Origin of the sequence: Geomonas agri (assembly GCF_020179605.1) — a bacterium.
GTDB lineage: Bacteria > Desulfobacterota > Desulfuromonadia > Geobacterales > Geobacteraceae > Geomonas > Geomonas agri.
This window is the reverse complement of the sequence record NZ_JAINZO010000001.1, coordinates 864,335-878,450: the sequence shown is the minus strand read 5'-3', so window position 1 is coordinate 878,450 and position 14,116 is coordinate 864,335. Positions and strand designations below refer to the sequence as shown.

Genomic DNA, 14,116 nt, shown 5'->3' with positions numbered 1-14,116 from the left:
GGAGGCTATTGCAATGACCACACTTTACTGGGACGCCATAAAGAGCAGAAGAACCCACTATGCGATCAACAACCAAAAAGTTACCGATGATCGGGTAATTGAGGAGATCGTGAACACTGCAGTCCAGCACGTTCCCTCTTCATTCAACTCGCAAAGCGCACGGGTTGTGATACTCCTTGGGGAGCAACACGAACGCCTGTGGGACTTGACCAAAGATGAGCTGCGCCGGCTAGTGCCGCCAGAAAACTTTGCAGCAACGGAAGAAAAAATCGACAAAGCCTTCCGCAGCGGCTACGGCTCCATCCTCTTTTTCGAGGACCAGGCCACCATCGAAGATCTGCAAGCGAAGTTCCCCCCGTATCGGGAAAACTTTCCGATCTGGTCCCAGCAATCGTCAGGTATGCTACAGTTTGCGATCTGGACCGCCCTGGAGTCCGAGGGTTGGGGTGCATCGCTGCAGCATTACAACCCGGTGATCGATAGCGCCGTCAGGACCGCCTGGGGGATAGACCGTTCCTGGAAGCTCATCGCCCAGATGCCGTTCGGGAAGCCGATCGCGGAGCCGGCGCCAAAAGAGTATCTCCCCCTGGCACAGCGGGTGAGTCTCTTCAGATAGCGCCAGCGGCGCACGAAGGAGGAAACCATGTCGACTACCATGCCTGCCATTTTTGTGTCACACGGGGCACCAAGCCTGATCATCGACGAGTGCCCGACCCGTGACTTTCTTAAGCTACTGGGGCAGCAACTCGGGAGGCCTCGCGCCATTGTATCGGTTTCGGCCCACTGGACCACGGCGGAACCGAGAGTGAGCATCAGCCCGCGGCCGGAGACCATGTACGACTTCGGCGGCTTCGCGGAGGAGCTGTATTCGCTTGCGTATCAGGCGCCGGGTGACCCGGTATTGGGGCAGAAGGTGCTTTCGCTGCTGAAGGAGCAGGGGATCCCCGGCGGCAAGGACAGCTCCAGGGGGCTCGACCACGGGACCTGGGTCCCGCTGATGCTGATGTACCCCGAGACGGACATCCCGGTGATTCAGCTTTCCGTGCAACCTCACCTGGATCCTGGTCACCATCTCGCCATAGGGCGGGCCTTGGCTCCACTTCGTGAACAAGGCGTCCTGATCATGGGAAGTGGTGCCGTAACCCACAATCTTGCCGATTTCTTCGGGAGAGACTTGGGGGCACCTCCCCTCCCTTATGCCAGTGCATTTGCGGAGTGGGTTGCGGAGTCAGTGACTGCAAACCGTGTCGAAGCGCTCACTGACTACCGCCGCCTGGGGCCGGCTGCACCAAGAAACCATCCCACGCCGGAACACTTCCTGCCGCTGTTCGTTGCCATGGGGGCCGGACGGGCGGGTGGACGAGTTCTCCATGACGGCTTTACCTATGGGGCGATTTCCATGGCGGCTTTTGCCTGGGACTGATCAAAGACGGCTAGAGAGCAGGATGGCCTTGTTAGTTATGGAGGGCATATGAGAAGGATTTTCATCTTGGCGCTGTTTTTCGCGTTGAGTGCCGGTTGGGCCTGGGCAAAGGGACCGACCAGGATCATCGAGGGAACCGTCTCAAAGGTCAGCGATGGGGACACGGTGCAGGTGCAGGATGCCCTGGGGACCAGGGTGAAGGTGCGGTTGTACGGTATCGACGCGCCGGAGACGGAGAAGCGAAACCGAAAGACGGGCCGGGTGTCCAAGCCAGGGCAACCCTATGGGGAGGAGGCCTTTCAGGCGCTCAAGGGGAAGATCGGCGGGCAGAGGGTGACGGTCGAGGTGCGGGACATCGACCGATACCGGCGCGCGGTGTCTGTGGTGCGCCTTGGCCGGCGGGACATCAACCAGGAGATGGTGCGGGAGGGGGTTGCCTGGGCGTACCGGCAGTACCTGGAGCGGCCCTATGCTTCTAATTACATCCAGACGGAGGAAGAGGCTAGGCGGCAGCGACGGGGGCTGTGGCGGCAGGAGAACCCGCAGCCTCCTTGGGAGTTCAGAAGGATGCAGAAGAAAGATGGTATTCGATAATTACAACCACGCAAAGGTCCTAAGGACCCGTTCAAACCGGCCAGTGGGAAGTCATATTTTAACACCCCTTCCTTTCTGTATGGAGTTCTTACTGGTTACCACAACGGTGGAAAGCTGGCTGTCGAGGGCCGGGATATTGATTTTTAAGACCTCCCACACTGCATCAAGGCTCACCCCAAAGTAGCCGTGAATCAGCTGTTTTCTCATGTCACTGATTTTCCTGAAGGGTATGTCTTTGTTGTCGGCGGTGAAAGCGGGGTAATGTTTTAAAAGTTTACTGGAAATTTCACCAAGTATTTGGATATGCCTGATGGCGGCGTCCTGCTTGTCCTCGTTATCCTTGAAAACCGATCCATCGACGCGAGAAATTTCCATAAGACGATTAACGGACTTTTGCATATCCTCTAGGTATTCCTCTAATGTTCGCGGTTTCCGGTTGTCGGTCATATCGTGATTGCCTCCTTGTTGATCTTGTCCCTGTACTTTTCTGGTATGGTGGTGTCCAGGACCACATCGACGGGAACCTTGATAAGCTTCTTGATTTCCGCCGCAATCTCAACCAGCTCCATCAGCCCCGTTTTCCCCTGGATCGGCGACACAAGCAGATCCAAATCGCTCTTGCTGGTATCTTCCCCGCGTGCGGTCGATCCGAAGATTCTGACGTTGGTGACATGATGTGCCAAGGCTATGGCCTTAATCTGCTCCCGGTAGATAGCCACCTGTTCGCTTGGCCTAGGGCGTGGGCGGCGCTTGGACCTTGCGGGGGTGAGTGGCAATCCCTGCTGTTTCATTCCGCTTTCATCATTGCTGTCCAACGCCGCCTGCCGGATCAGGTGACGGACAAAGGACGACAGTGTAGTTTCCATTCCTGTCCGGCGACTGAATTCAGCGGCAAGCTGTTCGGCCAGTTCCTTCTCTTCCGGTTCGATGACGATGTTCAGACGTGCAGTTTTCACCTTAACCACCCCCCATAGATATGTACATAATATACACATAAATCAAGAGGATGACAAGGAGGTCAGATCAACAAAACAGGTGCTGCCTGGTAGTTGGTAGGAGAAGATGCGACCGGACAAACGTGATCTTATAGGTTGGAGTTACGCGCGCCGAATCCGCAGGTGAAAGTCATCATGAGCCGCGGATTCGGGGAATTGGAAGTGACGCAGAAGTTTGCCGGAAGTATCCTTGGCTTGGATTCCGATCAAAAGGAGAGCTAGATGACAGCACCAGACAGCGAGGGATACGCCAAAGCCGTGGAATCTCCGCCCCGCTTTACACCTCATCCAAGGAGCTTTTTTGGGTAAGTTCGGCCAGTACTTCCTCCAGATCAGTCGGACTGTAGGGTTTAGGCAAAACTGCGCTGAAACCGAATCTGGCGTACTCAGCGAGAATGGGATCGTTGGAATACCCGCTCGATACTACGAGGACGGCCGATGGGTCCAGTTCCAGGATGCGCCTGGCAGCCTCCCCTCCGCCCATGCCCCCGGGTATAGTAAGGTCCATGACAACAACCGCGAAGGGGGTTTCGGCCGCCATTGCGGCATGGTAGAGCGCAATGGCCTGCTCACCACTGCTGCAGGTCTGCACCTCGTATCCAAGTTTTTGTAACGCCTCTTTTGCAAGATTTCTGATGATCTCTTCGTCATCGACCACCAAGATCGGGCCATCGATCTGTTTAGCAGGGGCCTGTCTCTGCACCAGGCTTGGCTCAGCGTGAACCTGACAACTGCTTGCGGGCAATAGGACGATAAAGGTCGTGCCAACGCCTTCTTCGGAGTCAACGCTTATATGGCCGTCGTGCTTGCAGACAATGGAATAGGCTGAGGCCAACCCCAGCCCGCTTCCCGTGGCCTTGGTTGTATAGTACGGATCGAAAACTCTTCTGAGGCTGTCTTTTGGGATTCCGCATCCGGTATCACTAAAACTGAAACGTACATAAGGGCCAGGTTGCAGGGAGTATTCGTTGGATTTATCAAGAACTGTATTCTCCAGCGCTATCGAGACGACACCTTCCCCCTGCATTGCCTGAGAGGCATTTATCATAATATTGCACAGAACCTGAACCATGAGCCCTTCATCGGCCTCCAGGTCCCACAAGCCATCGGCACTGTTTATCATGGTCCTGGTTTTGGAACCTTTCAACGCATGTGAAATTGATGATGTGATAAGTGCTTTGGCCGCCACCAACTTCTTTACCGGCCTATTCCCCTTGGCAAACGTCAGGAGTTGGTTGGATAAGGTTGTGGCGCGTTGGCAGGCGCCTTCCGCTCGGGCCAAAAGTTCAGATACCCGTTCGTGACTGTCCAGGGATACCCGTGCCAAGGATATGCTCCCTACGATCCCGGTCATGATGTTGTTGAAGTCGTGGGCTATTCCGCCTGCCAGCACCCCCAGTGATTCCAGTTTCTGGTTTTTTATCTGCTCGTTCAGCAACCGTCGCTGGAGGGTGACGTCGCGAGCAATTGAATTCACCTGTTTCAGCTCTTCGTCATCATAGGAGAGGTTGATGGTCCAGAGCATGTCGTAGACCTCACCGGTCCTGCTTATTTGCCTGTTTTCAAAAGTCACCGATTCCGTGCAGGAGCCAACCCATTCCTGGAATGCTGCCAACGTTTTTTGCCGGTCATCCGGGTGCACAAAGTCGAAGGCGAACTTTCCGACACACTCCGCAGGTGACCACCCGAAATATCTTTCCGCATTCCGGTTAACGAAGAGGAAGCGTCCCCTGGCGTCTACCTGGGTCACGAGATCGCTCGTGCCCTCCACAAAATCCCGATACAGAGCCATAGTCCCCAAAAGAGCAGCTTCCGTCCGCTTTCGTTCTGTTATATCAAGCAGCATCCCTTCTAAAATGCCTTCTTCCTTGAACACGGATACCGAGGCCAGGCAATCGCGGACCTCGCCATTTTTGTGGATGAACTGGACTTCAGCGTCAACGATATGCCCGTTTTCGTTGACAGTACGAAGAATCGAGTCTCGCTGGGTGGGGGCTGCATAGTGGCCAAGGAACGGCTTGCCTAAAACCTCCTCACGGGTAAGCCCGAAAAGTTCGAAAAATTTTCCATTCGCATTTATGATTTCGGCCCCGTCAAGCGTAGATCTAAACACTGCAAACGGGCTGTTATCGAAAAAATGGCAGGTGGCAATATGTTTCTGATTCAACAAGGGCTCAGTGCACCTTTGTTCAGTCATATCAACCATGTCACCTCCTCTAGGACCATCCTCGGCAATAATGTTCTTTTTTGGAAGTAACGGTAAATCAGCATGTTCCCGCTTAAACATCACGCGCTATCTGATTGTACCTTGTATCAGAAACATTGGTAGGACACACGAGGACAATTAACCACAGTCTACTTGCAGGAAGGCCGCTTCTTTTTAAAGTGACGTCAGCGCCACACGGACATGATTCTATGAAAAAAGACTCTGAGGGTGCCGTAAGGTCCCATCACTACAACCATTTTAGGAACAGGAACATGCGTCATAAACGTTCTAGCAAGTCTTATTTAAATCAGTTTGACATTAAATAATTGTCAGAATATTACATTAATTTAATCTAAAACAGCATTGAACCCCACCTGAATGTATGATACGTTTCCAATAGTTCTAGCATGCCGTACAGTGCTGTATTTTATCCTCACGGCACTGGCATTAAAATTAAGTTCAAAGGAGAACGTATGAAAAAGACTGTTTCATCATTACTTACGTGTGCAGCTGTACTCACAATGGCGACGGCCTCTTTCGCTGGAGAAAGAGAAGGGGCATTTTCAATATCTCCTTTTGCCGGTGGTTATACATTCGATGGTGAACAACATCTGGAAACTGCTCCCGTCTTCGGGCTGCGCCTGGGCTACGACCTGACCAAGAACTGGGCAATCGAAGCCGTGACTGACTATCTGGCAACGGAGGGGACACGTAACGATAGAAGTGTCAACGCCTTGTCCTATCGCTTGGACGTCCTCTACAACTTCCTGCCTGAAGGGCCACTGGTGCCGTACCTTGCCGCGGGTGGTGGCGGGATTACCTATGGACATGGCCACGATGGCCTTAAAATCAGCGACAGAACTACCGACGCGACCATCAATGCCGGCGGAGGCGTTAAGTACTTCGTGACCGATTCGGTCGCGTTGAGGGCTGATGCTCGCCAGTTGTTTGTGCTGGAGAAGCCCGACAGCCCCAAATACAACTGGGAATACACCGCGGGCCTGACCTTCCTGCTTGGGGGCAAGACTGCTGCACCTGTGGCGGTTCCGGCCCCTGCTCCAGAACCGGTTGCCGAACCTGTTCCTGTGCCAAAACCCGTTCCAGCTCCTGCTGTCGTTCCTGCACCGGCCCCGGTTCCTCCAGCCCCGTCTGTAAACCTGACGGTTACCCCGAGTTCGATCACCAAAGGCGAAACAGCGACCTTGGCGTGGAGTTCGAGCAACTCTGCCAACTGTGAAATACAGCCGGAAATTGGCGCTGTGCAACCTCAGGGGACTATGACGATTGCCCCTGCTGACAACACCGCATACACCCTAACTTGTAATGGTGCTGGTGGCGCTGCCAAGAGCGCTGCGCGGGTTGCAGTACTTGCTCCTGCCCCGGTAGTGGCTCCTACTCCGGTAGCGCCTCCTGCTCCAGCCCCCAAGCTGTGCAGTCCTGCAGTCATAAATATCCAGTTCGATACCAATAAAGCCGACATCAAGCCCCAATATCGCGATGAACTGAAAACTGTGGCTGCCTTCCTGAACGAGTTCCCCAACGCCACGGGTGTCATTGAGGGGCATACCGACAATGTTGGTTCTAAGGCTCTCAACATGAAACTGTCCCAGCGGCGTGCAGACACCATACGTAATTATCTTGTCAAAGAGTTAGGTATAGCCCCTGAACGGATAAAAGCTGTTGGCTATGGCCCTAACAAGCCCATCGCCAGCAACAAGACCAAAGCAGGAAAAGCAAAGAATCGCCGTATTGAATCCAATTTCACCTGCAACAACTAGGAACGGCAACTACGGTTATTAACAGGCAGACACCCTTTTGGAATTTTTCTAGGAGGGTGTTTTGCTATGACTGCCCAGGTTTCATGGCACCCTCACCTGAAAGGAGAATTACAATGTCAAAGCGATTCTGCGCTGAGTTCATCGGTACATTCTGGCTGGTTCTAGGTGGTTGTGGCAGTGCGGTACTTGCGGCGGCTTTCCCGAATGTGGGAATCGGGTTACATGGCGTGGCTCTGGCTTTCGGGTTGACCGTCCTCACTATGGCCTTCGCCATTGGGCACATCTCCGGGTGCCATCTCAACCCCGCAGTTTCCATCGGTCTCTTTGTTGGGGGGCGTTTCCCCGCAAAAGAAGTTGTCCCGTATATCTTAGCTCAGGTGTTCGGAGGCATCGCGGGGGCAGCTGTTTTGCTCCTGATAGCAAGTGGTAAAATGGGGTTCGATGTTGCTGCTGGCTTCGCTGCCAATGGCTATGGCGAACATTCCCCAGGGGGGTATACCCTCGTCGCGGGACTCGTTACAGAGATCGTCATGACCATGATGTTCCTGTTTATCATCATGGGGGCAACCGACAAGCGTGCCCCCCAGGGATTCGCACCGGTTGCCATCGGTTTGGGACTCACCCTGATCCACCTCATCAGCATCCCGGCCACCAACACGTCGGTAAACCCAGCACGCAGTACGGCGGTCGCCATATTCGTCGGAGGATGGGCCATGTCACAGCTGTGGCTCTTTTGGGTTGCTCCCATTATCGGCGCCATAGCCGGGGGCGGTATTTACCGGTTCCTTGGTTCCGGCAAGGAATAGGAAATCAACGACGAAAAGCCCCCCTGATCCGAGGGTTCGACAAATTTTTCAGTGCCCTGCATCTCACGACATGTCTCGCACCAGCATTCGCCAGGTTGCGGTTATGGAAGGATTCTCACTCACAATTCTTTCGGAGGGTACGGCTATGAGCATCGCCAAGGAATTCAAGGAGTTTGCAGTAAAAGGCAACGTAGTTGATATGGCAGTGGGCATTATCATTGGTGCTGCATTCGCCAAAATAGTATCGTCATTTGTCGGTGACGTTATTATGCCGCCAATCGGAGTCCTGCTGGGCGGTGTTGATTTTTCCCAGCTTTCTATCCTTGTCAAAGAAGGGGTTGGCAATAAACCGCCTGTAGTGATCAGTTATGGCAAGTTTATTCAAACCATCATAGACTTTACTATCATTGCGTTTGCAATTTTCGCCGCAGTTAAAGCAATAAATTCTCTCAAGAAAAAAGAAGCTGCGGCACCAGAGGTGCCACCTGCCCCCACACGGGAAGAAGTACTCCTTAGTGAGATCAGAGACTTACTAAAAAGTGGCAGGTAGTTGGGTTGGATAAGGCTATGGGTGCTTAGGCGCTGGGAGTGAATATTCAAGCCCTGGCGAACTTTGTAAGCCAAAGGAGGATGGACATGAAAAAAACGTGGGCAGGCAAAATTATCATAGGATGCATGCTCGTTGCCATGTTGGCCAGTGGTTGCGCGACAAACCCTGACGGCAGCACCGAGTGGCAGAAAACCGCTATCGGCTCCCTGGGGGGTGCCGCTCTTGGTGCCGGCGTAGGGGCACTGGTTGGCGGGAAGTCTCATCGTGGACGGAATGCAGCTATCGGTGGATTGACCGGCGCAGTCGTGGGAGGTGGCATTGGCAATTACATGGACCGCCAAGCCGCGGCCTTGAAAAAAAGTATGCCTGAAGCTGAGGTGGTAAGGGACGGAGACAAGGTGTTTGTCGCACTGCCGGCAGGCATCCTGTTTGACACCGGCAAGGACGACCTCAAACCTGCGGCTAAAGACGCCCTGGCCAAGGCGGCAGCGACGCTGGCCAAATCGGAAACCAACATAATTATTCAAGGACATACGGATTCCAGCGGAACCGACGCCATCAACCAGCCCTTGAGTCAAAGGCGGGCAGATCACGTTCGAGACTTCTTAGCAGCCAATGGAGTGTCAAGTTCTCGCATGACGGCGATTGGATATGGTTCCAGCCGTCCCGCCGTGCCCAACGACACGGAAGCCAATCGGGCATTAAATCGTCGGGTGCAACTAGAGATAAGCCCCAATGAAAAGGCTCGGGTAGAGGGAAGCGGTAACAATTAAGACACGCTGCAGGCATGCATGTATTAATAACAACTGTCACGAGGAGATATATTTATGGGAAAAATAATTGGCAGCCTTGCTCTTGTTGCAATAAGCTCAAGCTTTGCGTTTGCTGGTGTCAATGTTGGTGTCAGTACTCCAGACGTGCAAGTACAGGTAGGTAGCCCTCAACCTCAGCCAGTGAGAGTCGTTGAGAAAGAGCGTGTCATTGTGAAGGAAAGAGTTGTTTCTGGGCACCACGATAATGGCAAGCATAAGGGCCACAAAAAGCATAAAAAACATAAAGGGCACGGCAAATAACGAAGCTGACCGCGTACATTTTCAACTCCGAGAAAGCCGCTCCGTTACTGGAGCGGCTTTTTTTACAATTGGAACGACCTTAAGTTCCTAAACAAAAGGATTTACAACAGAATCTGCGAGTAAAAATGGCGTAGGACTAGTGTATGAATCGGATTGCAATTTTAACCCATCATCGGAATTGGTGTGCCCCACCTATTGAGAGTAAAAACCCCGTTATTTCGTTCGGACGGGACATCGACCGGTACCGACGCGCGGGGGCGGTGGTGCAGTTTGCCGGGCGGGATAGCAACCAGGAGATGGTGCGGGAGATGGGTTTGCCTGGGCTTACCGGCAGTACTTGGAGCGGCCCTCCGTCCGCAACAGTTTTTTGCAGCGGCGTGCACTTCATAACCTCCGCGGAAGCTGCCGCTTCCTGGCTGTCACGGCACCCCGAAACAACCATCATACGGCTGAAGGAAGCATGGCAGCTCGGATATGCAGTAATGCAGCAACCACTGCAACACGAGATGGTATGAGTCCCCCAGCAGAGGGAGAGATGGGCCGCTGTGGCGGCAGGGGGACCCATTGCCGACTTGGAAGGTGAAGTCGCGAGTGCGTCACCCTCGGGGAGGTCAGTTGTCACTAGCTTTTTGTCAGCTTTACTGCTATACCCGCTACGGGTTGATTAGGCTTAGCAACTTACAGCGAGGCTCGTATGAGTTGTTCAAAAACAGGCGAAACGATCCTACTTGCTGAGGACGAACCGCAAATAAGGGACCTAATTCGTCACCTCCTCGTAAGTAACGGCTATAAGGTGACCACGGCAGCCAACGGCCAGGAAGCCCTCGACAAATTCAAGCAAAATCCTGAGGGCGTTGACCTAGTGGTCACAGACATCGTCATGCCTGGCATGGACGGTGTAAGTAGCGTCAAAGAGATGAAGAGGATCGACCCTGCTCTCAAGGTCATCTATATGTCCGGCTTCCCAGACTCCTTACCACCTCACGTTCACATCATCCTGAAACCTTTCGCCCCGCCGCAACTACTCGAAATGATCAGAAAGCTGTTGGACAACAAAATTTAGGCTCCTTGGTCGTCCTCTCGATGCGTCGTCAAAAGTCCTGAACCTTGCCCCCCATCCTCTCCGTCGCAGAATCTCGGCAGCGCATCTTCCGGCCGCTCGAATCAGACTACCCCTCCTCGCACTCTGAGCAGACCTGTTTGTCCTCGTCATGGGGTGTACTGCTCGCCTTCGGTTATCCATCCAGTTCGTTTTGAACCAGGGACAAGAGCTTGTCACAGTGCCGGAGTGTTTCTTCGTAAATGGGCAAGGACTTGGCATCCATGATAAGTCCATGCATGAGCAGCGCAAGGCAGGCGAAAGGAGAAGCCTCGTCGTGGCCAACGGTCAACCGGCCCGATTCTAACAGTGCCACCCTTAGTTCCAGGAGCTTGGCTTCGAGTTCCAGCCGTCTCAGGTGAGGCAATGGCGCACCTTCTATCATCCTCTCGCATTTTTTGATTATAAGGTACCTATTGGCCACTTGCCCCTCACCAGCATGCTTGATGCCCCGAGTGCTCCGGGCAAAGGCAAATTACCCCCACTTCACGGTAATGTAAACGGTTCTAATTTGTCGCCAATCCAACTAAAACTCCCACATGTTGCCAGCCACTGTTTCTTCCAGTACTCTATGTCGAAATTGAACGAACGTCTCATACGGGGGAGGGAATGGCACATCCAGATGGAGGTCGAGGGCAGCGATTCAAAACATCAAACACTTTTGAGGAAGCTTTTGAAAGTGCAGCGCCTCGCGGAGGGATAGGCTTTAGGTCCACGACCGGGGAAATGATCGTTGCCAGACAAGGTCGATCAGTTAGCGGGGCCCTGACGATTGTTTTTGAGGGCGAAAACTCCAGGCATGGCAACGTATGCGAGGCTTGTTGGGGGTTCAGACAAAACTGCAGCGGCACTCGCATTGGGCATTGCGTTGGGGCCCTTGACTCCATACATGCCGGACAGGGATTCTCACCCGCCCTTAAGCGAAGTCAGTGATTGTATCTTGTGGTTACTTCATCACCACCGTCTGCCTGCTCTTTCTCGACTTCGACAAGTAGAGCGTAGGCATGCTGCCATATTTCTACATACACCTCTTCAAGATCACTAGCTGTTGCTAGCTCTCTCACCAAAAAGAAAAGTTTCCTATATGGTTCGCAGCCTTCCTGATTGCCCAACTGCCGCTTGCACCTCGCCAGCTCTCTCCTAAGCTGAAGAAGCTTGAGTTCAAGCTTAGCCTTTTTCGTTTCAGACAGCAGAGACCGCCCTACTGCCTCTATGCAGTCCTTCGTTATCCAATAACGCTCATCCATAAGGTTCCTCTCTCATTGAGAGGAAAAGCGTAGCTCTCTAACCTTCCTTTGTAAACGTCTGATAAAGTTACCAATTAACCACAATCCATCTAACGAGCCACAAAAAAAGGGCTGCACCTGAGTTGCAGCCCCAACTATTGCTAGACTACGGTGTCTCCGTCTTTGTCCTTAACAGCAGCAATCATCTCGTCCAGGTGCTCGGACAGTTTGATGTACCAAATTCGTGGCTCTTCTGCTGTTGCCATATTCTCCACAAGCAGTGTCAAATGGTCATACATGGTTGAGTCATTTGAGCTCGGCTCAGGCATCTTTCGAAGGAGGGCGCCCTGCAAACAAACAAATTTTACTTCTAACCTGAGGTCCCAAGTATGTGGCAAATTAAGCTCTTTGAATCTACAAGCCGCTGCCTTAACCACAAAATACCGATCGTCCATAGCTATGTCCCCATTCAAAATGGAGGGGTAAATTTATCACCAGCACCACCCGCACTAGCAGCGCGGAACCAAAAGGAAATGCCCCGGTTTTGGCCGGGGCATTTTTTATTACTTCACCTGCTTGGCGATGATCTTGTCCTTGACCTTGTCGTAGGTCGCCTTGGGGAGGATCTTCTTGCTGAGAAGCTGGTCTTTCTTGGCGTAGGGACGGCCGGCTATGATCTTCTTGGAGTAGGCGTCGCCAATACCGGGAAGCGCTTTCAGGTCGGCTTCGGAGGCGGTGTTGATGTCAACCAAGGCGTCCTTGGGGGCGGCAGCGGCGGCCTTCTCTGCCGGTGCGGGTTTGGCCGCTTCGGCTGCTTTAGCGGGCTTTGCCGCCGGGGCCTTGTCGGCGGCGAAGCCGGTGAGGGAGACAGAGAGCGAAAGAAAAGCTGCGGCAACCAGTGTGACGACTTTTTTCATATACGACCTCCTTTAGGGTTTATGGAGCAGTATCATACAGAAAAAATTGTCGGGTGCAAGGCATAACGCAGGCAAAACACGCTTCAGAGACTGTCATGGAGACCAAAGCTGCCGCAGAAAAGTGAGCGCCGCCAGGTAGACGCCAGGGTGCTTGCTCTCGCGTGGCCCGGCAACATTCAGCGTGCTGATACCGTGCTCGGTGATCCAGACAGCGGCCGCGGCGACTTCAGGTTGCCGGTCCATCTGCACTACCAGGCAAGGCTTGCCGTGCTTATTCGCGAAGTCGACGGTGGCGCGGGTGCCCCCTGACACGCGGCCGAGGTTGAGAACAAGGGTTCCGTCGGAGTCGATGACGTTCTGCTCAGTACGCGCCGGATAGCCGCCCCGCGTGAGTTCGATCAGCGGATAACAGACCGGCACAACGCCGTCCTCGGCAAGGCGCCCTTTAGGGCAGCTGCCTCCGATTTCGATGCCTACCTCCAGGGCCGCGTCCAGCCCTGCGCGATCTACTCCGGTCTGGCCACCGGAGATGATTTTACTGATCATCGTTTCTTACCCTTGGGGCTACCAGCTACAGTCCGAACCGGTTACTTACTGGCTGCGGCCCGCTTTCTGGTGGCTTTGGCAGGGGCCTTGGCATTCGGCGCGGTCTTTGCGGCCTTGGCCGGGGCTTTCTGAGCCTCAATGTTGGCCATCCTCACGTCTCGTGCTTTGGCCAAGTTGTCGGCAAGGCCCCGGTCGTTGGCCATCTTGCGGCGCGCCTCGGAGTAGCTTTTGGAGGCGAGGGATTGTTTCGAGGGGATGCCGAACTGCTTCTTGTAGGTTGCTGGCTTCATGTAGGCTGCTGGCTTCATGTCATCCGCGGTAGTCAGGTGGCGGGCCAAGGCCTCGAAGCCGCCTTTGCCACAGATGAGGCAGACTACCTCGTTTTTCTTGAAGGCGTCCTTGACCGTGACTGACGGCTTAGCCTCCCCTTCCGGCGCTATGGTTTCTCCTGCGTCCAGTTTCTTCAGGGCAGCATGGACCTTGGCGATTTCGGCCAGAAGTTCATCAGAGGTCATCAGAGGTCATCGGGGTGCTGGATGCGTGAGCGGATACCAGTTGGGCAGCGATTTCTACAAGAGTGACCATGTTTTCCTCCTGGTGTTTGTATGGAAGCAGTTCAGGTAACATCTACATACGTCAAACAAATTAACCACACAACTTAAAGTTTAATATCTTCTTTCATCAACTACCAAAACCATTGCATCAGTCAGTACAGGACTCAGTACCTTTAACGAGAGTCGGCTTTAGTCTCTGTAGACAGTCACGTATCCTGGGGTTATTGTGACCGGTGCCCCTCCATATCCAGAAAGGCCGCGTTAACTCAGGTCTTTTTCGATGCTTAGCGCCATGGAATGTGGAGAAATTCCACGCATGTGCCTTAAAAACGACTCACCTTATATTGAC

At 53.5% G+C, this 14,116-nt stretch carries 18 protein-coding genes and 1 pseudogene; 10 read left to right on the top strand and 9 right to left on the bottom strand.

Translation table 11 applies throughout. The annotated features are described in order from the left end of the window. Positions 1-13: 13 nt before the first annotated feature. From K7R21_RS03835 to K7R21_RS03825, 3 genes are read left to right on the top strand one after another with little or no spacing between them, the layout of a single operon-like run. Positions 14-616: a nitroreductase family protein gene (locus tag K7R21_RS03835; protein ID WP_224981966.1), complete on the top strand. Its 603-nt coding sequence runs from the start codon at positions 14-16 to the stop codon at positions 614-616. A gap of 27 nt (positions 617-643) precedes the next feature. After that, positions 644-1,423, top strand: coding sequence for a DODA-type extradiol aromatic ring-opening family dioxygenase (locus K7R21_RS03830; RefSeq protein WP_224981965.1), 780 nt, complete (start codon positions 644-646; stop codon positions 1,421-1,423). A 48-nt stretch (positions 1,424-1,471) separates the two neighbouring features. Continuing rightward, complete coding sequence (locus K7R21_RS03825) at positions 1,472-2,017, top strand: thermonuclease family protein (RefSeq protein WP_224981964.1); 546 nt, start codon at positions 1,472-1,474, stop codon at positions 2,015-2,017. Positions 2,018-2,068: 51 nt separating this feature from the next. Here K7R21_RS03825 and K7R21_RS03820 read toward each other — a convergent pair whose 3' ends face one another. The 3 genes from K7R21_RS03820 to K7R21_RS03810 form a co-directional block, all read right to left on the bottom strand. Next, positions 2,069-2,464, bottom strand: coding sequence for a HepT-like ribonuclease domain-containing protein (locus K7R21_RS03820; RefSeq protein WP_224981963.1), 396 nt, complete (start codon positions 2,462-2,464; stop codon positions 2,069-2,071). Further along, a complete protein-coding gene (locus tag K7R21_RS03815) occupies positions 2,461-2,973 on the bottom strand; it encodes a nucleotidyltransferase domain-containing protein (protein WP_224981962.1) in 513 nt (170 codons plus the stop codon). The genes K7R21_RS03820 and K7R21_RS03815 overlap by 4 nt, the downstream gene beginning before the upstream one ends. 316 nt (positions 2,974-3,289) lie before the next feature. Further along, positions 3,290-5,218 carry a hybrid sensor histidine kinase/response regulator gene (locus tag K7R21_RS03810; RefSeq protein ID WP_224981961.1) on the bottom strand — a complete coding sequence of 643 codons (1,929 nt, stop codon included), beginning with the start codon at positions 5,216-5,218 and terminating at the stop codon, positions 3,290-3,292. A 473-nt stretch (positions 5,219-5,691) separates the two neighbouring features. On the opposite strand from K7R21_RS03810, the gene K7R21_RS03805 reads away from it, so the two are divergent. From K7R21_RS03805 to K7R21_RS03775, 7 genes are all read left to right on the top strand, one after another. Next, the gene (locus tag K7R21_RS03805) at positions 5,692-6,996 is read left to right on the top strand and encodes an OmpA family protein (protein ID WP_224981960.1); all 1,305 of its coding nucleotides are present in this window, start codon (positions 5,692-5,694) and stop codon (positions 6,994-6,996) included. 113 nt (positions 6,997-7,109) lie between these two features. Beyond that, positions 7,110-7,802 (top strand): aquaporin Z, encoded by a 693-nt coding sequence (gene aqpZ, locus K7R21_RS03800; RefSeq protein ID WP_224981959.1) that lies wholly within the window; start codon positions 7,110-7,112, stop codon positions 7,800-7,802. A gap of 145 nt (positions 7,803-7,947) precedes the next feature. Further along, positions 7,948-8,352, top strand: coding sequence for a large-conductance mechanosensitive channel protein MscL (gene mscL / locus K7R21_RS03795; protein WP_224981958.1), 405 nt, complete (start codon positions 7,948-7,950; stop codon positions 8,350-8,352). 86 nt (positions 8,353-8,438) lie between these two features. After that, entirely contained in the window at positions 8,439-9,125 is a 687-nt protein-coding gene (locus tag K7R21_RS03790; RefSeq protein WP_224981957.1) for an OmpA family protein, read from the top strand. Positions 9,126-9,179: 54 nt separating this feature from the next. Continuing rightward, positions 9,180-9,425, top strand: coding sequence for a hypothetical protein (locus tag K7R21_RS03785; RefSeq protein ID WP_224981956.1), 246 nt, complete (start codon positions 9,180-9,182; stop codon positions 9,423-9,425). Positions 9,426-9,568: 143 nt separating this feature from the next. After that, entirely contained in the window at positions 9,569-9,940 is a 372-nt protein-coding gene (gene merB, locus K7R21_RS20930) for an organomercurial lyase (RefSeq protein WP_404813621.1), read from the top strand. Between the two features lie 179 nt (positions 9,941-10,119). Further along, complete coding sequence (locus K7R21_RS03775; protein ID WP_224981955.1) at positions 10,120-10,488, top strand: response regulator; 369 nt, start codon at positions 10,120-10,122, stop codon at positions 10,486-10,488. Positions 10,489-10,660: 172 nt separating this feature from the next. Here K7R21_RS03775 and K7R21_RS03770 read toward each other — a convergent pair whose 3' ends face one another. From K7R21_RS03770 to K7R21_RS03745, 6 genes and pseudogenes are all read right to left on the bottom strand, one after another. Beyond that, positions 10,661-10,891: a hypothetical protein gene (locus K7R21_RS03770; protein ID WP_224981954.1), complete on the bottom strand. Its 231-nt coding sequence runs from the start codon at positions 10,889-10,891 to the stop codon at positions 10,661-10,663. Between the two features lie 559 nt (positions 10,892-11,450). Continuing rightward, positions 11,451-11,771, bottom strand: a complete 321-nt coding sequence (locus K7R21_RS03765; RefSeq protein WP_224981953.1) for a hypothetical protein — start codon at positions 11,769-11,771, stop codon at positions 11,451-11,453. Positions 11,772-11,911: 140 nt separating this feature from the next. Next, positions 11,912-12,205, bottom strand: coding sequence for a hypothetical protein (locus K7R21_RS03760; protein ID WP_224981952.1), 294 nt, complete (start codon positions 12,203-12,205; stop codon positions 11,912-11,914). Between the two features lie 108 nt (positions 12,206-12,313). Beyond that, positions 12,314-12,667, bottom strand: a complete 354-nt coding sequence (locus K7R21_RS03755; RefSeq protein ID WP_224981951.1) for a ComEA family DNA-binding protein — start codon at positions 12,665-12,667, stop codon at positions 12,314-12,316. Between the two features lie 93 nt (positions 12,668-12,760). Beyond that, on the bottom strand, positions 12,761-13,213 hold the full coding sequence (locus K7R21_RS03750) for a putative molybdenum carrier protein (protein ID WP_224981950.1): 453 nt from the start codon (positions 13,211-13,213) through the stop codon (positions 12,761-12,763). 41 nt (positions 13,214-13,254) lie between these two features. Then, positions 13,255-13,798: pseudogene (locus K7R21_RS03745) on the bottom strand (MucR family transcriptional regulator). Positions 13,799-14,116: the final 318 nt, after the last annotated feature.